The organism is Massilia timonae (assembly GCF_001866515.1).
GTDB lineage: Bacteria > Pseudomonadota > Gammaproteobacteria > Burkholderiales > Burkholderiaceae_D > Telluria > Telluria timonae.
Genome location: NZ_JRYB01000001.1, coordinates 3,279,493 through 3,298,219 on the forward strand (window position 1 = coordinate 3,279,493; position 18,727 = coordinate 3,298,219).

An 18,727-nucleotide genomic window follows, 5' to 3' on the forward strand; every position below is an offset into this window, starting at 1 on the left:
ATAAAGGCCGCTGTCTATACAACCGCTGTCAACCCAGCCGAAACAACTGAGTTTATCACGATGACTTCCACTGCCTCCGCCAGCCTTTTTGGCGCCATTGAGATGGCCCCGCGCGACCCGATCCTGGGTATTACCGAAGCCTTCAATGCCGACACCAATCCCGCCAAGATCAATCTTGGCGTGGGCGTCTATTATGACAATAACGGCAAGGTGCCACTGTTGGAGTGCGTACAGAAAGCGGAAGCGAAGCTGATGGAGCAGCCTGCGCCGCGCACCTACCTGCCGATCGACGGCCTGGCGGCTTACGACAAGGCCGTGCAAGGACTGGTATTTGGTGCCGACAGCGCGGTAATTCAAGAGAAGCGTGCGATCACCGTGCAAGCCCTGGGCGGTACCGGCGCGCTCAAGATCGGCGCCGACTTCCTCAAGCGCTTCCTGCCGCACGCCGACGTCTACATCAGCGATCCGAGCTGGGAAAACCACCGCGCGCTGTTCGAGAGCGCCGGCTTCACCGTCCACAACTACGCCTACTACGACCCTGCTACGCGTGGCGTGAACTTCGACGGCATGCTGGCCGCGCTGAAGGCGATGCCGGCCGGCTCGATCGTCGTGCTGCACGCCTGCTGCCACAACCCGACCGGCGCCGATCTGTCGCAAGCGCAGTGGGATGAGGTGATTGCCGCCGTGCAGGCGGGCGGCCTGGTGCCGTTCCTGGACATGGCCTACCAGGGCTTCGCCAACGGCATCGACGAAGACGGCGCCGTCGTGCGCCGCTTCGCCGAGACCGGCATGCCGCTCTTGGTGTCGAACTCGTTCTCGAAGTCGTTCTCGCTGTACGGCGAGCGCGTCGGCGCGCTGTCGATCGTCGCCACCAGCGGTGAAGAGGCGGCCCGCGTGCTGTCGCAACTGAAGCGCGTGGTGCGCACCAACTACTCGAACCCGCCGACCCATGGCGGCAAGGTCGTCGCCACCGTCCTGTCGAACCCCGAGCTGCGCAAGCTGTGGGAAGAAGAGCTGGCCGGCATGCGCGTGCGCATCCGCGAAATGCGCGGCGCGATGGTCGAGAAACTGAAGGCCAAGGCCCCGGGCCACGACTTCGAATTCGTGCGCCAGCAGGTCGGCATGTTCTCGTATTCGGGCCTGACCAAGGAACAAGTGGGCAAGCTGCGCGACGAATCGATCTACGCCGTGGACACCGGCCGCATCTGCGTTGCCGCACTGAACTCGACCAATATCGATCGCGTCGTTGACGCGGTTGCCAAAGTTCTCTAAAATCCCGGCTCTCCGCAAGCGTTACGGCGTGTGCGGAGAGCAGCAGGAGTGGCGCTTGCGATCTGGGCAAATTTGACAGAAACGTTTCAGCAGCCATATAATGCAAGCATCAATTCCCTGATAGCTCAGTCGGTAGAGCGACGGACTGTTAATCCGCAGGTCCCTGGTTCGAGTCCAGGTCGGGGAGCCAGAATACTGAAAAGGCCGCGTCGTGAGATGCGGCCTTTTTGCTTTGCGGCGCGTGCCAGGGCGTCGTTGGTCACAGGAGATTCTTGCGTGAAGCAATTGCCGAAAAGCCATGCCACCCTGATCGAAGGGCAGATGTTCCGCTTGATGAAGTCGGGGCAGGGCAAGCCGTCGATCGTGCTGATCAATGGCGCGGGCGGCCCGCTCGACGGCTGGTACAAGCTGTATCCCGAGATCGAGCAATTGGGCACGGTGTTCGCCTACGACCGGCCCGGCGTCGGCGGCAGTCCCAAGCCGCGCGAAGCGCAGTATGGGGAAACCGTGGTGGCTCAGCTGCGCCTGCTGCTGCAGGCGGCCGGCGTCGAGCCGCCGTTCGTGCTGGTCGGCCATTCCTTCGGCGGCCTGCACGCCAACCTGTTCGCGCGCGCCTTCGCCGACGAAGTGGCCGGTGTATTGTTCCTGGAGGCCACCGCGCCCGACGACGTCACCACGCTCAAGCAATTCCAGTCGCCGCTGCAGCGCGGCTTCATCAAGCTGCTCGACCGCATCTCGCCGCGCGACCAGTTCGACGAGATCCGGAACGAACTCGAGACCGTGAAGGACATCCAGGAAGCGCCGGCGTTTCCTCCGGTGCCGGTGACGGTGTTGTCCGGCACGAAGCGCCTGCCGCGCTGGATGGTGCCGGCCGCCCTGGTGCGCGAGCGCGAGCGCACCCAGCTGGGGCTGGCGGCGCTGTCGCCGCTGGGCGAGCGGATCGAGGCCAGGCGCAGCGCCCACTTCCCGCAACTGACCGAGCCGGACGTGGTGCTGGACGCCTTGAAGCGCCTGGTTGCGCGGGCGAGGGTCTAGTTTCCCGTTTTTTCGTCGTGTGAACACTTGCGAAATCGAAATCAGCAGGTATAATGCGGCCTCCTTTCCCTGATAGCTCAGTCGGTAGAGCGACGGACTGTTAATCCGCAGGTCCCTGGTTCGAGTCCAGGTCGGGGAGCCAGAATTGAGAAGGGCCGCATGCGAATGCGGCCCTTTTTGTTTGGCGCGTGGCGGGTCAGTCGTGCGGCAGCGCGGCCAGTACCTCGTCCGTGCTGCGCACCTGGGCGTATTCGTCGTGCAGGTTGCCCAGCGCCATCAGGTGCACTTCCTCAGCGCTGCGCCAGGTGCCGCCGAAATCCTGCTTGTCGAAGGTGAAGCAGGCGTCGGACACCACCACCACGTCGAAGCCCAGGTTGCCCGCTGTGCGCGCCGTCGCCTCGACCGAATTGTTCGTGCTGACGCCGGCGATCACCAGCCGGCGCACGGCCCGCGCATGCAGCCATCGTTCCAGCCCCGTATTGATGAAGGCATCGGGCACGTTCTTTTCGACGACGTGCTCCTGTGGCCGCGGCAGGAAGCGCTCCTGGAATGCGGCGCCGGGCTGGCCGGGTGCGAACAGGGATGCCGGCGAACGGCTGATGTGCCGCACCGATACCAGCGGATGCCGCGCGTCGCGCCAGGCGCGTTGCAGGCGGGCGATATTGTCCTCCGCCGCCGGGTTGTTGCGGGGCGGAAGGGAATCGCTGCGCATGGCGTTCTGCATGTCGATGACGATCAATGCAATCGGGTGGTGCATGGCGATGGTCCTTATTCAATGCAAGATGTTGCGCATAAAACCGCATCATGCGCTCAAACGCCAGGGTCACGTATTCCGGCTTGTAATACGTATCATATTGGCCGGCGCCATCGATGACCAGCAGCAGAAGCCGCGCGCGGCGCCCCGGCCGGCTCAGAACGTCGCGTGCAGGCTCAGTTCCACGCTGCGCTCGGCGCCCATCCAGCAGTTGTCGGCATCGAAGCAGGCGCCGACGTAGCGCTTGTCGCCCAGGTTGCTGGCGGTGAGGCCGACGCGCCAGGTGTTATCCAGCCGGAACATGGCGGCGGCGTCGAACACGGTGTGCGAAGGCACGATGCCGGTGTTGAGCGCGTCCATCTGGCTTTCGCCCACGTAGCGCACGCCGGCGCTCAGGTCCAATCGGTCGAGCGGCTTGTAGTTTACCCACAGCGACGCCTGCTTCTCGGCCACCCAGACCGGCGTCTTGCCGACCAGGGCGGTGTCCTGCTCGTTCTCGGTCACCTGCATGTCGAGATGGGTCAGGCCCAGCGTAAAGTCGAGGCGGTCGGTGACGGCCTGGTTCCACGAGACCTCGGCGCCTTTCGAGCGCACTTCGCCGTTTTGCGTGTACTTGCCGAAGTCCGGCGTGTTGACCACCACGTTGCGCTTCTTGATGTCGAAGTACGCCGCGGTGAGCTGGGTGGCCCCGTCCTGCGAGCGGTATTTCAGGCCGCCCTCGAACTGCTTGGCGGTGGTCGGCTTGAAGGCCTCGCCGGTCTCGGTGTCGACGCCCGAGGTCGGCTCGAACGAGGTCGAATAGTTCAGGTAGGGCGCCAGGCCGTTGCCGAGCTGGTAGATCGCGGCCACGCGGCCGCTGGTGCGGTATTGGCGGATCTCGGTGGCGCCCGCCGACGGAAAACCATTGTAGCTGGTGCGCGCGTCGTCCTCGCTGCGGTAGCGGTCGCGGCGCACGCCGGCCAGCAAAGTGAGGGCGCCGACCTTCGCTTCGTCCTGCAGGTACAGGCCCAGCTGCGACTGGCGGATTGCATGGTTCTCGGTATAGAAGCCGAACGGCAGCGCGGCAGGATCGAACAGCTGGTGGTTCGGCGCGCCGAGGTCGATCGATGGCGTCGCCGTGCCGAGGGTGTCGCCATACCCGACGCCGGTGCGCAAGCGCTGGTAATCGAGGCCGGCCAGCACGCGGTGCCGGAATGGCCCGGTGTCGACACGCAGCGCGAACTGGTTGTCGACCACCCAGCCATGCATCTCTTCGTCGGTGAAGTAGGCGGAACGTGTTAGCGTGCGGTTGTCGGGCGCAAGGCCATTATTATAGGTATTGCGCTGGAAGCCGTTGGCCTTGGTGTAGCGGAAGTTCTGCAGGAAGCTCGCCGTATCGCTGAAGGCATGCTCGAACTTCCAGCCGGCGAGCGTCGTTTCGCGCCGCATGCCGGACCAGCCGGCGTCGCCGGCAAAGGCGTCGGCATCCAGGCGGCCATAAGGCGCATCGCGCAGCGTGCCGACGGCGGGCAGTGGCGTCGATGGGACCAGGGCCGGATCGTCCTGGTAGTACAGGTTGACGTTCAGGCGGGTCGACGGACTGATGCGCCAGGTGACGGATGGCGCCACCAGGCGGCGTTCTTCCTCGGTGGTCGCCTGCTGGCCGTCGCGCTCGCGCGCCAGGGCCACCAGGCGGTAGTCGACGTCCTTCGACAACGGGCCGGTCGCGTCCAGCGCCAGCTCGCGCAGCGCATTGGTGCCGACACGGGCGCGCACCGTGGTCTCCTGCTTCGAACGCGGTTGCTTGGCGGTCTGGTTGACCATGCCGCCCGGCGGCGCCGAGCCATACAGCACCGACACCGGGCCCTTGAGCACTTCGACGCTCTCGGTGGCGAAGGCGTCGACCTGCGGCACCAGGTTCCACAGGCCGTCGTATTGAAGCGGCAGGCCGTCGTAGTAATTGCGGTAGCTCTCGAAGCCGCGGATCGTGTACTGGTCGAAGATGGTGACGGTGGCGCGGCTTTCCGGCGTCACGCCCGGCACGTAGCGCAGCGCCTCGTTGACGCTGTCGGCCTGGCGCGCGCTGAGCAGCTCGTTGTCGTAGACCTCGTAGCTCATCGGGGCTTCGAGCGGCTTCAGGTCGGACTTGGTGCCGGTGGTGCGGTAGCCGGTGGCGGTGACGACCACCTGGGCGGTGTCGTCGCCGGTCGGGGTGGCGCTGTCCTGCGCCCCGGCGGTGGACGCTGCGGTCGATGCGGCGAGTGTGGACAGGACGAGCAAGCCCGACAGGCTGCGACGGGGAGTGACCGGAGTAGGCATGGGGTGTCTAGTTAATGATAATGAGAACCATTATCATTTTTGACCCCGTGCCTGTCAATATGCGCCGTTCAGCGCTTGCCGGATACCGGCTTGACCTTCGAGGCGGCTTCCAGCGCACGCCGGCGCGCGGTCTCGATGTCGTCGGCGGTGGCCAGCGCCACGCCCATGCGGCGGCGCGCGAACGATTCCGGCTTGCCGAACAGGCGCAGGTCGGCGCCCGGCACGCGCAGCGCCTCGGCCACCCCCTCGAAAGCGATGCCGGCTTCGTCCAGCTGGCCATAGATCACGGCGGAAGCGCCGGGTGCGCGCAAGGCCGGGTTCACCGGCAGGCCGAGGATGGCTTTCGCGTGCAGCTCGAATTCGCTCTGCACCTGGCTCGCCATCGTCACCATGCCGGTATCGTGCGGGCGCGGGCTCACTTCCGAGAACCACACCATATCGCCCTTGACGAACAGTTCGACGCCGAACACGCCCAGGCCGCCCAGGTTGGCGGTGACCTTGGCCGCGATGTCGCGCGCGCGCTCCAGCGCCAGCGGCTGCATCGGATGCGGCTGCCACGATTCGACGTAGTCTCCCTGCACCTGCTTGTGTCCGATCGCCTCGCAGAAGCTCGTTTCGACCTGGCCGTCCTGCCTGAGCGAGCGCACGGTCAGCAGGGTGATCTCGTAGTCGAAGTCGATGAAGCCTTCGGCGATCACGCGGCCGGCGTCGACCCGGCCGCCCGCGGCGGCGTAGTCCCATGCATCCTGCACGTCGGCGGCCGAATCGAGCTTCGACTGGCCCTTGCCCGACGACGACATCACCGGCTTGACCACGCAGGGAAAGTCGACCGCGGCGCAGGCTTCTTCCAGTTCCACCAGGCTGCTGGCGAAGCGGTAGGGCGAGGTCGCCAGACCCAGTTCCTCAGCCGCCAGCCGGCGGATGCCTTCGCGGTTCATGGTCAGTTGGGCCGCGCGCGCGGTCGGGATGCAGGTGATGCGGCCCGAGGCTTCGAGTTCGGCCAGCTTGTCGGTGGCGATGGCCTCGATCTCGGGCACCACCAGGTCGGGGCGCTCCCGGTCGATCAGCGCTTCCAGCGCGGCGCCGTCCGTCATGTCGATCACGTGCGCGCGGTGCGCCACCTGGTGGCCGGGCGCGTTCGGGTAGCGGTCGACGGCGATCACTTCGACGCCCAGGCGCTGCAGGGCGATGATCACTTCCTTGCCGAGCTCGCCGGAGCCGAGCAGCATGACTTTGGTTGCGGAAGGAGAGAGCGGGGTGCCGAGGGTGCGGGGAGTGGTCATGGTTTGTCTGTGAAAAGTAGCAGGCCGCAGCTGGCGGCGAAGCCGAAACTATAGCAAAGCGGGCGGCGCGGGATCGGTGGCGAAGGCGATTCGCATACGGGACTGGTCAAACTGCAAACGCCCGGCTATAATATTGCCTCAATTCCCTGATAGCTCAGTCGGTAGAGCGACGGACTGTTAATCCGCAGGTCCCTGGTTCGAGTCCAGGTCGGGGAGCCAGAATGCAAGCGGCCCCGCCAGAAATCGCGGGTCCGCTTTCGTTTGTTTATTTCCCCAATTTTTCCACTTGGGGAATATCCGCCATTTCTGCTTCTCCGCGCTCGCGAAAATCCCCATTTCCACTTGCAACTGTGGCGGTCGGCATTACACAACTCAAAAGAAGGTCAGTACGCGCAGTACCTTTTCGGCTGGCTTGTACTCTAGCGCAGCCATCCTTCGCGCTGGATTGCCATCGGGTCGGTTTAGTTCAACGATAAGATTGAACTTCGCTACATCGAAGTCTTTGAGGTATTCGAGGTTATAGATGTAGCTCGAATTGATCTTCGACTGGATCAGTGCTGCAATCTCGTTCCGATCGGCGTCGGCGAGCCCCGCCGAGCCGAGCTTTCCTTGCTTCGCGTTAAGCAGATAGGCGTGCTTCGCTTCGTCTAGGGCGACGGTGAAATCACCCAGTCGGCCCACTGTCTCCGAAATCGCGTTGAGTGCCATTTCCGAATCCTCCTCGAACGCAGCGAATACGGGCCGCTCGATCTTGTACGATAGGTAGATCCCGAAGTAATTCGACTGGAGGCTCGCTATCCTGTAACCCGAATTCTCCAGGGGGTACCTCGTGATATTGATGTCTTCGCTGTTCGGACGGTCGTCCTCATGCCCAAGGATGATGGTATTGCCGTGCTTCAGGAAGAGGTTGACAAGGCTGAACGAAAGGATGGTTTTCGCGCGGGACCCGTTTGTCGTCGGTATGTAGCCCAGGTATGCCGGATAACCAGCCAATCCCTCATGAATCTTGGCAACGGCTGCGCTGGATAGGTTGTTGAGGTAGACGGCGTAAAGTAGCGAAGAATGGCGGAAGGCGAACGAGCGGGATAGGAGCATCGATTCCTTCAGCACCTCGAACGCAAGCTCCTGGTCCTTGCAGAGGATGTCCCCGCACAAGACGCTTTGGGTTACGCGCTTGTCCAGCAGCGGCAGAACTCGGGATATCACTTCCGGCCCGTAGGCTCCTGACTCGATCTCGGTGGAGTCGAAGACGAAGGCGGCCTCATGCTTGTCGGTCTTGGGAACCAGCGCGGACCGAAGCGAGTCGTAGTCGATTTTCTTTGACGCCAGGATCCTGATGGTATCTTCGTGCATACGAAGGATCTCATTCCGCATCGCGGAGGCGCCGATCTTGAAGAAGTCACGAATCGTGCCCAGCATCAGGTGGCCGCGGGCATTGAGGGTATGGATCGACTGCATTCTGGCTACTCCTTCGGATGGGGCGTACAAGGTTTCATAGCGTTGGCAATTGCGGTACCGGGGCGGTTATCTGCCGTCGCCGCCGGCTCCCGACAAGCCCTGCAGCAGCGCAAGGATCGTCGAATGGGGTTCGGCCAGGCGCTTGGGAAGGATCCTGCGCCGACTATAGGACTTTGTTTCCGGAACCCATTTGCTGTGCACCCACACATCGTCGCCGAGATCGTCGTTATAGATGCCGTTCTGGTATTTGTAGCCGACGAGAGAGTCCGTGTTGATGAGGAGGAGTTTCGCGAGCGTCAGGTGGAAAAGGTGGGTCGGCACGTCTAGCAAGGACTTCGGCCGCCGGACCGTGATGCGCAGGCATTGGCCGGAGTTGATTTCTTTCCAGCCTGGCCCGACTACCTCGCCAGCGTTAAGGAGCATCTTTTCCGACTGTTCGCTTTTCGCGCGTACCGGGGCTATCGAAAAGTCCTGCGACTCCCTGAGACCCACGGAGACCGCAAGCCGTTTTGTCCATGCCAGCAGCCTCTCCAGCTCCGCGTCGCTCGCGAAGACGAGGAACTGGTGGCTCTTGCCCGATTCGCCCAGCATGGGCGGCAACTGAACGTAGAGTGGGTAGAGCAGGTCGTGTAGGTACACGAACGTGGACCGCCTGCCTTCGCTGTGCGACGCCGTAGTCGCGGTGAGCGCCTGGTTCGCCCATTGGGGCGTGAGTTCGTCTAGAGCCATGCCCGTTATGTCGACCGATATCAGCGGGAACGCCTGCGACTTCGCGATAAGGGCCTTCCTGCCGTCGAAGGCGTGGCCGCGTTCGATCTCGATCCCTCCGAGCACGAGCGGCTTCTTTCCGATTGGCTTCGAGAGTATCCCTACGTCCAGGCGGTAGGAGGAGCCGAAAGCAGTCCTGACGGTCATTTCCGTTGACACTGACTCCGCGCCTAGCAGTAGGTTGCCGCTCAAATGGAAATCGGATGCCTCGGAGTCCGCGAAGGACCACGGCATGCCGCGCTTGGACTTGAGCCTGTTGGCGAGCGCTGCCGCAATCAGCTCTTTCGCGCACGCGTGCTCGGCGCTTTCGGAGACGGATCTGGACCTCTCGGCTTCCTCCTTGTCGAAATGGGCAGCGACGTCAATCGGGTGGCCGCCGGGAAGGGTTCGGAAATGGCCGCGCCGGATGAGGGCGTCGTCCTCATTGAAAGCCGGGCTCACGTACGTCAAGAGCTGGTGGGGAGCCGAAGGAGTAACCAGAGGCCAGAGCTTCCGGGCATGTTCCCTGCTCGTGATGTCGCGCGCGAGAACTGTCCGTTTCATTATTCCGGAGCGGGAAAGCGCGATAAGTGCTTCGTTCATGCTGTCCTTGGTTACTTATGCGACTGGCCCACCGCAAAAGGTGGGGAGCACCTCATTCTCGAAGTGGTCGTGAGCGAGGTAAGGCTACTTGGAATCGAAACACCAGCCTGAGCCGCGACCAGGTCGCTACCCTCATTTTGTCCCTATCGCATCAATGATTGTGCTTTGGAGCCGTTGCTAAAACAATACCACGAATTATCACAATGTCGCTATTCCTTGACCAGCGGCATTATCTTCCCAAAACTGTCTGAAGCGCCCCGTTTCCCTTAGTGGAATGGCTCATTTCTCACGCATTTTTTGGAAATCTGAGTATTTTGGTGCCGAAATGCGCCTTCTTCTCCTGGTGGGCCTGTCGGGAGCAATTTCGTTACTTCATTTACTCAGGAGAACATGAACATGTCTGATTCGACTGCGGCGGCTGTTGCCGCCGATTCCTTCGATACGTGGATTGCAGCGCGTCCCAAGTGGTTGCAGACGGCAGCTTCAAACATGCTCGAAAAGCGGGCCCTCCCGGATGCGGGTGAAATCGAAGCCTTGTCCAATCTTTGCGCCGAGGAGTCGTGTGGGGCTGGAAAGGACAAGTTCAAAGTGCTTGGTGTGGGAACATTGGGAGAGGCGCAGAAGGGGCCCCATCTCCACCTTCTCCGGCTGGACAAGGTAAATGGTGTCAATGCTATTTCCAGCGATGCAGAACTGGAATTTGGGGATGCGTCCCTGGTCGCGATATACGGCCCTAATGGGACTGGAAAGTCCGGCTATTCCAGGCTCCTTAAACATGCTTGTGGCTCGCGCGCCAAAGAGGATATCCTGTCCAATGTATTTTCAGACAAGCCGGTTGCTCCTAGCGCATCCGTCTGCCTGACTTACGGAGGAGCGGACAGACGCGTTGACTGGACGCTGAGCGGTGCAACGAGCGCACTGCTGAAAAAGGTACATATCTTCGACGCACACGCCGCAGCGCTCTACTTCGGCCCGAAGAATGAGGCATCGTATGAACCGCGAAGGATCCGGTTCGTCACCTCTCTAATCAAGATTTGCGAGGAGGTGGCCACCAATCTAAATCGCCGGAAGAGCGCGCTGCCGTCAAAGATGCCCAGCGTCCCGGGAAACCTCCTATCCACCACAGGAGCCAAGTGGATCTTGGCGCTTTCCGCTACGACGAAGGATGCCGATGTCAATGCGCGCTGCACGTTTGGCCAGGAACTCGAAACCGAAAGGCTTAACGCGGAGCAGGCCATCCACCAGAAGAACGTTCCAGAGAGACTCGTTGCGATCACCGCGAGCCTTAGCACCATTGCCATGGCCGAGAAATATATCTCAAATCTGAGTAAGGCATTTCACGACGATACTGCGGGGGCTGTCGTGAAGGCGCGGTCGGATGCCATCTCCAAGCGAAAGACTGCCAGCGAAGAAGCGGACAAGGTATTTGCCAAGGCCTCCCTCGAAGGCGTCGGACAGGAAACATGGCGGTTTCTTTGGGAAGAGGCTCGGAAGTACTCGGAACACGCTGCCTACAACGGAACGGCATTCCCTGTCACGGGCGAAGGAAGCCAATGCGTCCTTTGCCAACAGCAGCTCGACGACGACGCCAAGGTGCGGCTGGCTTCCTTCGAACAGTTCGTCAAAGGCGGTCTCGAAGCGGCTGCAGCGAGGGCAGAGGAGGACCTCAAAAGCCTGCTGTCAAAAGGCCCAACCATGCCGGAGGAGGGCGCTTGGAAACTCCAGTGCGGGGTCCTTCAAATAGATGCTGCGCTCACAGATTCCAGCTACGCACTGCTGAAGTCCCGGTGGGTCGCAATTCAATCGTCGACTGACGCTAAGGGCATCCCGCAGTTCGACTGGACACCGTTCGAACAAAAAATCAGCACGCTCAGGGGCGCTCTGGAAGTGGAACAGAAGACCCTCAACGAGCTAAAGAACGATGACAAGCGCAAGGCGCTCGAAGCCAGGCTGGCCGAACTCCAATGTATGAAATGGCTGTCGGAGAACAAGCAGTCCGTCGTGGATGAAGTACAGCGCCGCAAGAAGCTGAAGGAGATCGATTCCGCGCTGGGTCTGACAAAGACGAACACGCTAACTACGAAGGTAAACGAGCTCAGTGAACTCGAATTGACGAAGGACTACCAGGACCGCTTCCTGTCCGAATTGTCACTGCTGGGCGGCAAGAAGATACCGATCTCGACCTCCAGCAGGAAACAGGGGAAGGGCAAGGTAAGCATTGGCCTCTCGATAAAGAGCGGCAAGGCCGCTACCGATGCGAAACATATCCTGAGCGAAGGCGAGAGTCGAGTGGTCGCCCTTGCGGCATTTCTCGCGGACATCGCTGGATCCGGCGAGCCAACGCCGTTCATCTTCGACGATCCCATTTCCTCGCTCGACCAGACCTATGAGGAGGCCGTAGTTAATCGACTTGTCGAACTCTCGAAGATACGGCAGGTCATCGTGTTCACGCACCGCCTTTCCATGATCTCATTGCTCGAGGAGGCCGTTGGAAAGATCGAAAAGCAGGCCGAGGCAGCGAAGGAAATCCCGCCCGTAAAGCTAACGGTCCACACTCTTCACAAACTCGGTTCGAGTTCGGGTATTGTGGAAAAGTCGATAGTCAAGAATTCAAACACGCAGAAAGCTGCCAACGCATTGCGCGACCAGGAATTGGCAAAGCTTCGTAAATTATTGGAGGCCAAAGACGTTGCGGGTTATGAGGTACAGGCAAAGTACATGTGCAGCACGTTTCGGACGCTTGTCGAGAACTCTGTCGAGAAGGTTCTTTTGAATGGCGTCGTCGCTCGCTTCAGGAGGTCTGTGGAAACCAAGAACAAAATCGGGGCGCTCGCGAAGATCAATCCAGACGATTGCTCCATGGTCGAAGACCTTATGACCCGTTATTCAGTCTTCGAGCACTCGCAGTCGAACGAGCTTCCTGCCGAACCTCCAGATTACGACGGTTTGAAGGAGGACATTGAGAAGTTCGCCACGTGGGTGGGTGAATTCGCGAACCGTAAGTATGGGCCGTTAGCCTAGATCCGATGAAAGGCCATCAAGGAGGACCATCCATTGTCCTCGTAAGATCTCGACCGTGAACTGTTCACGTAACTGTCTAAGAGCGGGGAATATTCTTCGAAAAATTTCCGGCATCCGAGAAGAGAGACGATAGAATTCGAAGAAGTATTTCCCATGGTTTTCGCGGAAGACTAGTATCCATGCGGATCTTCGGCGAAAAGGCTGACGGACTGTTAATCCGCAGTCCCTATTTGAGTCCAGGTCGGGGAGCAAGAACAAGAGAAGGGCCGCATGCGAATGCGGCCCTTTTTTGCTTCTGTCGTGCCCCTCACGCGGCCGCGCGCTGAGCCCCGTGCCGTTGAAGCAATTCGTAGATCCCCATCCCCGCCACCATCGCCAGGAAGAACAGCAGCGGCTTGACCCCGCCCACCAGGACCGACGCCACCGCCGGCCCGGGGCAATACCCGGCCAGTCCCCAGCCGGCGCCGAATATCAGACTGCCCGCCAGCAGCCGGCGGTCGATACGCGTCGCAGTGGGCAACTGCAGCGGCTCGCCGAGCAAGGAGCGGCGCCGGCGCCGTGCGAGCGCATACGCCGGCGCCGCGGCCAGCAGCGCGCCGCCCATGACGATGCCGAGCGAGGGATCCCAGGCGCCGGCCAGGTCGAGAAAGGCCAGCACCTTGGCCGGATTGGTCATCTCGGAGAGAATCAGCCCGATCCCGAACAGCAGGCCGGCCCACAGGGCGAACAGGATGTTCATGCGACGCTCCCGAACACATGGCGCAGCAGGTAGACGACGGCGAAGCCGGCGCCGATGAAGGCGACGGTGGCGGCCAGCGAGCGCGGTGAGCCGCGCGCCATGCCGCACACGCCGTGGCCGCTGGTGCAGCCGCCGCCGTAGCGGGTGCCGATGCCGACCAGCAGGCCGGATACGACCAGGGCCGGCCAGCCCGCATCGACCTCGGCTTGCGGCAGCGTCGCCACCAGGCTGTAGAGCAGCGGTGCGCCGGCCAGGCCGGCGAGAAACGCCAGGCGCCAGCCGCTCTCGCCGGGGGCAGGATGCAGCAGGCCGCCCAGGATGCCGCTGACGCCGGCGATGCGCCCGTTGAACAGCAGCAGGCCGCCTGCCGCGAGGCCGATCAGCAGTCCGCCGGCCAGCGCCGGCCACGGCGTAAAATTGACCCAGTCGACGTTCATCGCGTCCTCCAATCCAGCTTGGACCGCGAACGCGCGCCAAAGTTGTTGGCAGCCTATCGCTCAGCGGCTCTTTTTCTTGTTGGATGTGTAAGTACGGGTATAGAACTCCGGCGGCTTTTTCGCCACCCAGGCGATGAAGGCTGCGATGTCTTCGTGCCCGCGCAGCGCCTCCCAGGTATGGTAGCTCTGCAGCAGCTCGCGCTCGGTGAGCGCCGAGTGAATCTTGCGATGACAGATCTTGTGGATCGCGAACTGTTCCTTGCCCTTGAAGGTCTTCGGGATCAGGTGATGGCGGTCGATATTGACCGTTCCCAGGATGCGCCCGCACAGCGGGCAGAGGTTATCGACCACGTATCACTCCGGGTTGTTTTTGCTTGCTCAATGAGATATGGTGCGTAATCAATAGCTGCACAAGACTTGTCCCGCTATTTTCACTAAGGAAATAACGTCAATTCCTCCTTGTTAAATGGTATTGAGGTAAAATTAACCCTTACAAGTTTGCAATAACGTTCCACCAGCCCTGAAAGCGACGCCGTTGCATGATCGAAGACGACTCCACCCGCTGTTCCGTGCTGTTGATCGACGATGAATCGTTCGCCCAAGACATCATTGCCCACGGCCTGAAGGGTTGTGCCGGTCACCAGCTGATGTACGAATCCAGCCCGGAACGCGCCGTCCAGGTGGCGCGCGAGGTCGACGCGACCGTGGTGCTGGTCGACCTGCGCATGCCCGGCGGCCTCGACGGCTTTGCCGTGATCGCCCGCCTGCGCGCCCATCCCGACACCGAAGACATCCCGGTCATCCTGCTCTCGTCCGAGGACGATCCCGACATCAAGGCCAAGGCCTTCGCCGTCGGCGCCAGCGACTACATGGTCAAGTGGCCCGATCCGCGCGAGCTGGTGGCGCGCGTGCGCCACCACAGCGGCGCCTGCATCGCGCGGCGCGAGCGCGACCAGGCCTTCGCTTCGCTGCGCCGCAGCCAGGAAGAGCTGGCCGCCAGCCAGTCGGCCCTGCAGCAGGCGCAGAAGATGGAAGCGATCGGCCAGCTCACCGGCGGCGTCGCCCACGATTTCAATAACGTGCTGCAGATCATCGGCGGCAACCTGCAGCTGCTCAAGCTGGTCGGCAACCTGAACGACGCAGCGCGGGCGCGGGTCGAGATGGCGCTGTCGGGCGTCGAGCGCGGCGCCAAGCTGGCCGCGCACCTGCTTGCCTTCGCGCGCCGCCAGCCGCTGCAATCGGTGGTGATCGATCCTGGTCACCTGCTGCGCGAAATGGACGATATGGCGCGCCGCGTACTCGGCGCCAGCACCCTGGTGCGCACCGAGATCGCGCATGGCCTCGGCAGCACCATGATCGACCCGAACCAGCTCAACAACGTGCTGCTGAACCTGGTCATCAATGCGCGCGACGCCATGCCCGATGGCGGCACGCTCACCATCCGCGGGGCCAACGTCGGCGCCGACGACGAGCTGCCGGCCGAGGTGCCGGACGGCGACTACGTGATGCTCGAGATCGCCGACACCGGCAAGGGCATGCCGCCCGATGTGCTGCGGCGCGCCTTCGAACCCTTCTTCACCACCAAGCCGACCGGGCAGGGGACGGGGCTGGGCCTGTCGATGGCCTACGGTTTCGTGAAGCAGTCGGGCGGCGAGATCGTGCTGCACAGCGAGGAGGGCAAGGGCAGCAGCGTGCGCATCTACCTGCCGCGCAGCAGTTCCGCGCCGGCGGAGAAAGACCATGCGTCGCCGCACCTGGCGCTGGCCGGCGGCCTGGAGACCATCCTCGTGGTCGAGGACGAAGAAGAGGTGCGCTCGTCGACCTGCGGCATCCTGTCGGCGCTGGGCTACGAGGTGCTGGAAGCCTGCGATGCGGCCGAGGCGGCCGCCATCGTCGAGAGTGGCCGCCATGTCGACCTGGTGTTCACCGACGTGATCATGCCGGGGCCGGTCAGCAGTCTGCAGCTGGGCGAGATCGTGCGCCGCCACCTGCCGGAATGCCAGGTGCTGTACACCTCGGGCTATGCCGAGGGCGTGCTGGCGCATGAAGGCAAGCTGGACTCATCGGTCCACCTGCTGCAGAAACCCTACCATCCGGACGCGCTCAGCGCGCGCATCCGCCACCTGCTGCGGCGCGCGAAGCGCGCCGCCAACCGGCCGTCAGCGCCGACTCACTTCGGCTTGATGTAGCGGCGCGAGCCCGGCGGCGGTTCGTTCAGCACCGCCCAGAAGATGCCGAGGTCGCCGATCGCGCGCACGAACTCGTTGAATTCCACCGGCTTGACCACGTAGGCGTTCACGCCCAGCTGGTAGCTGCGCACCACGTCCTGTTCTTCCTTGGACGAGGTCAGCATCACCACCGGGATCGACTTGAGGCCGTCGGAGTTGCGGATTTCCTTCAGCACCTCGAGCCCGTCGACCTTGGGCAGCTTGAGGTCGAGCAGGATCACGGCCGGGCTGCCCAGCTGGCGCTCGGCGAACTCGCCGCGCCGGTGCAGGTAATCGAGCGCTTCGGCGCCGTCGCGCACCACCACGACTTCATTGGCCAGCTGGCTCTTCGACAGTGCGATGAGCGTCAGTTCCAGGTCGTGGGGATTGTCTTCCACCAGGAGGATGGGCTTGAGCATGGGAAATCGCCTTAGTTGGATGAGTCTTGTATTGGAAGGCTGAAGGAGAACGTTGCCCCTTCGCCGGGTGTCGAGTTGGCCCAGACGCGGCCGTTATGGCGCTCGACGATGCGCCGCACGTTGGCCAGGCCGATGCCGGTGCCCTGGAAGTCTTCCATGCGGTGCAGGCGCTGGAACACGCCGAACAGCTTGTGTACGTAGTCCATATTGAAGCCGGCGCCGTTGTCGGCAACGTGGAACAGGTACTCGTGGCCGGCGTCCTCGTGCCAGACGCGGATCACGGCCTGCTCGCGCTCGCCGGTGAACTTGACCGCGTTCGACAGCAGGTTGAACATCGCCAGGTGCAGGAAGCTCGGGTCGGCGCACACGGTCGGCAGGCGGTCGATGTGCCAGTCGATCTTGCGCTGGCCGATTTCCAGGTCCAGCTTGTCGATGCAGCCCGAGACCAGTTCGGTCATGTCGACCTGGGTCGGACGCAGGGCCGCGCGGCCCATCTGCGAGAACGACAGCAGGTCGTCGACCAGCTTGCCGGCCAGGCGCGCCGACTGCTTGATGTTCTTCAGGAAGCGCTCGCGCATGGCGGCGTCCTCGCTGCCGGCCGCTTCGATCAGCAGGTCGGAGAAGCCGACGATGTGGCGCAGCGGCGCGCGCAGGTCGTGCGAGACCGAATACGAGAACGCTTCGAGTTCCTTGTTGGCGCGCGTCAGTTCCTCGGCCAGTTCGGCCATCTGCTCGGCGCGCTCGAGCGCAATGCCGAGCAAGGCGCTGCGGAACTCGATCGCCAGTTCGATCTCGGCCGCGTGCCAGGGCAGGCTGTGGCCGTGGATGGTTTCGCGCCAGGCGGCGAAGCTCTGGCGCGGTGAAAGCTGGGTCGGCGCGCCCGGCGGCGCCTGCTTTTCATGGGGATTGCCGGCCCATTCCACGGTCTGCACCAGTTCCGGGCGGAACCACAGCAGGTAGTGCTGGTGGATGCGCGAGATCGGCAGCGCCAGCAGGCCGCTGGCGACGCCCGTCAGCGCGCTCGCCGGCGGGTACGCGCCGGCCAGGTGGTTCGTGTGGAACAGCTCGGTATGGCCGTGCACGGCGAGCCAGGTCGACAGGGCGCGGATCGCCTTGTCGTCCGGCGTGTCGCCATAGGTCAGGATGCGGTCGTCGACCACCACCGCCACGCCGCCGGCGCGCGCGAAGCGCAGCAGCTCGGGGAACACGCCGCTCAGGTTGTCGAGGAAGTCGGCGCCCTTGGTCAGGTGGCCCAGCATCTCGACCATGATGCGGCGCACGTCGAGGCGGAACTGCAGCTCGGCGCCATCCTCGCGCGTCTCGATGCACAGCGACAGGATCTGGCCCAGCTGCTCGCAGGCGGTGCGCTTCTCGACCGACACCGGGCAGGGTTCGGCGTTATGGCAGGAGATCAGGCCCCACAGCTTGCCCTTGACGATCAGCGACACCGACATCGAGGCCAGCGTGCCCATATTGCGCATGTACTGCAGGTGCACCGGCGAGACGCTGCGCAGGGCGGCGAACGACAGGTCGTTGCGGTTCCCGGTGACCGGGTTGGCGCCCGGGACCAGCGGTGCAGCTTCGTAGTTCGCATCCTGGATCAGGCGGATCGGCGACAAGGTGTACAGCTCGCGCGCCTGGGCCGGGATGTCGCTGGCCGGGAACGACTGTCCCAGGTAGGAATCGTAACCGGGCGCCTTCGACTCGGCCACCACGCGGCCATGGCCGCTGGGGTCGAACTGGTAGACCATCACGCGGCCGTAGCCGGTCACCGAGCGCACATGGCGCGCCGCCAAGTCGGACAGGGCGGGAATCGAGGCGTGCTCGTTGACCCGCGCCAGGAAATCGGTGATCAATGGATACAGGTGGCGGAACTCGGCCGGCTGGGCGCGCTCGACGGTTTCGAATTCCGCGATGATCAGCCCGTCCCAGGCATGCCCCAGCACGTCGAAATGGCGGCCGTTGGCCAGCGTGACGGTGCCGAGGTAGCCGGGACGCTGGCCCAGGGTGCCGCTGCCCAGCTCCAGGGTAAGGCGTTCGCTGGCCGCCATCCCGATCGCGTCGGCCAGCGGCCGGCCGAGCACTGCCTGCGCGTCGACGCCGCTCCAGTGAGCGAGGTTGGCGCTGGCCTGCAACACCTCGAGCGCAGGCGACAGGGTCAGCATGAAGCCATGCGGCTGGATGCTTCCGGGCGTGCGGATGGGTTCCTTGTCGCAGCCAGTGATGTCGAGATGGTCGGGGAGGGGCTGGGTCATGATGCCGTATGCTGACGAGCGGGAGAAACGAGCCTCTATTGTAGCGTGAAAGCTTGCTGCAATTTATATACTGCTTGTTACCAAGCACGATTTACTGGGCTTTGTGTTATCGCAGGTGTTACATCTCGATACCCAATATTGTTGCAGGTGCACATACAGTCGCGTGGCAAATTGTGGCAGAGCAGATGTATGATAGGCC

The 18,727-nt window shown here is 62.8% G+C and carries 14 protein-coding genes and 3 tRNA genes; 7 read left to right on the forward strand and 10 right to left on the reverse strand.

The genetic code is table 11. The annotated features are described in order from the left end of the window. The first annotated feature begins 60 nt into the window (after positions 1-60). The 4 genes from LO55_RS14130 (at position 61) to LO55_RS14145 (ending at position 2,449) form a co-directional block, all read left to right on the forward strand. Entirely contained in the window at positions 61-1,272 is a 1,212-nt protein-coding gene (locus tag LO55_RS14130) for an amino acid aminotransferase (protein WP_071361935.1), read from the forward strand. Positions 1,273-1,386: 114 nt separating this feature from the next. Next, positions 1,387-1,462 (forward strand) — tRNA-Asn (locus LO55_RS14135). An 86-nt stretch (positions 1,463-1,548) separates the two neighbouring features. Continuing rightward, positions 1,549-2,307 carry an alpha/beta fold hydrolase gene (locus tag LO55_RS14140; RefSeq protein ID WP_071361936.1) on the forward strand — a complete coding sequence of 253 codons (759 nt, stop codon included), beginning with the start codon at positions 1,549-1,551 and terminating at the stop codon, positions 2,305-2,307. 66 nt (positions 2,308-2,373) lie between these two features. Beyond that, positions 2,374-2,449, forward strand: a tRNA-Asn gene (locus LO55_RS14145). 54 nt (positions 2,450-2,503) lie between these two features. Here the strand turns inward: LO55_RS14145 and LO55_RS14150 are convergent. From LO55_RS14150 to purT, 3 genes are all read right to left on the reverse strand, one after another. Then, entirely contained in the window at positions 2,504-3,064 is a 561-nt protein-coding gene (locus LO55_RS14150) for a cysteine hydrolase family protein (protein WP_071361937.1), read from the reverse strand. Positions 3,065-3,217: 153 nt separating this feature from the next. Continuing rightward, positions 3,218-5,359: a TonB-dependent siderophore receptor gene (locus tag LO55_RS14155; RefSeq protein WP_071361938.1), complete on the reverse strand. Its 2,142-nt coding sequence runs from the start codon at positions 5,357-5,359 to the stop codon at positions 3,218-3,220. Between the two features lie 68 nt (positions 5,360-5,427). Beyond that, positions 5,428-6,642 (reverse strand): formate-dependent phosphoribosylglycinamide formyltransferase, encoded by a 1,215-nt coding sequence (purT, locus tag LO55_RS14160; protein ID WP_071361939.1) that lies wholly within the window; start codon positions 6,640-6,642, stop codon positions 5,428-5,430. 143 nt (positions 6,643-6,785) lie between these two features. On the opposite strand from purT, the gene LO55_RS14165 reads away from it, so the two are divergent. After that, positions 6,786-6,861 (forward strand) — tRNA-Asn (locus LO55_RS14165). A gap of 153 nt (positions 6,862-7,014) precedes the next feature. On the opposite strand, the gene LO55_RS14170 is transcribed toward LO55_RS14165, so the two are convergent. Beyond that, positions 7,015-8,100 (reverse strand): hypothetical protein, encoded by a 1,086-nt coding sequence (locus tag LO55_RS14170; protein ID WP_071361940.1) that lies wholly within the window; start codon positions 8,098-8,100, stop codon positions 7,015-7,017. 66 nt (positions 8,101-8,166) lie between these two features. Beyond that, a complete protein-coding gene (locus LO55_RS14175) occupies positions 8,167-9,450 on the reverse strand; it encodes a hypothetical protein (RefSeq protein ID WP_071361941.1) in 1,284 nt (427 codons plus the stop codon). A 390-nt stretch (positions 9,451-9,840) separates the two neighbouring features. Between LO55_RS14175 and LO55_RS14180 the strand changes: the two genes are divergently transcribed. Further along, positions 9,841-12,471 (forward strand): AAA family ATPase, encoded by a 2,631-nt coding sequence (locus LO55_RS14180; protein WP_071361942.1) that lies wholly within the window; start codon positions 9,841-9,843, stop codon positions 12,469-12,471. Between the two features lie 307 nt (positions 12,472-12,778). Here the strand turns inward: LO55_RS14180 and LO55_RS14185 are convergent, their stop codons facing one another. Genes LO55_RS14185 through LO55_RS14195 form a run of 3 tightly spaced genes read right to left on the reverse strand, consistent with a single transcriptional unit; the run spans position 12,779 to position 13,998 of the window. Continuing rightward, a complete protein-coding gene (locus LO55_RS14185) occupies positions 12,779-13,210 on the reverse strand; it encodes a DUF6691 family protein (RefSeq protein ID WP_071361943.1) in 432 nt (143 codons plus the stop codon). After that, on the reverse strand, positions 13,207-13,647 hold the full coding sequence (locus tag LO55_RS14190) for a YeeE/YedE family protein (protein WP_071361944.1): 441 nt from the start codon (positions 13,645-13,647) through the stop codon (positions 13,207-13,209). Before LO55_RS14190 ends, LO55_RS14185 begins: the two co-directional genes overlap by 4 nt. Before the next feature lie 60 nt (positions 13,648-13,707). Then, the gene (locus LO55_RS14195) at positions 13,708-13,998 is read right to left on the reverse strand and encodes a hypothetical protein (protein WP_071361945.1); all 291 of its coding nucleotides are present in this window, start codon (positions 13,996-13,998) and stop codon (positions 13,708-13,710) included. Positions 13,999-14,186: 188 nt separating this feature from the next. Between LO55_RS14195 and LO55_RS14200 the strand changes: the two genes are divergently transcribed. Beyond that, entirely contained in the window at positions 14,187-15,836 is a 1,650-nt protein-coding gene (locus LO55_RS14200) for a response regulator (RefSeq protein ID WP_071361946.1), read from the forward strand. On the opposite strand, the gene LO55_RS14205 is transcribed toward LO55_RS14200, so the two are convergent. Together LO55_RS14205 and LO55_RS14210 are read right to left on the reverse strand one after the other, a co-directional pair. Beyond that, the gene (locus LO55_RS14205) at positions 15,818-16,273 is read right to left on the reverse strand and encodes a response regulator (RefSeq protein ID WP_071361947.1); all 456 of its coding nucleotides are present in this window, start codon (positions 16,271-16,273) and stop codon (positions 15,818-15,820) included. The two genes, LO55_RS14200 and LO55_RS14205, sit on opposite strands and share 19 nt — an antisense overlap. An 11-nt stretch (positions 16,274-16,284) precedes the next feature. Further along, complete coding sequence (locus LO55_RS14210) at positions 16,285-18,528, reverse strand: ATP-binding protein (protein ID WP_071361948.1); 2,244 nt, start codon at positions 18,526-18,528, stop codon at positions 16,285-16,287. Positions 18,529-18,727: the final 199 nt, after the last annotated feature.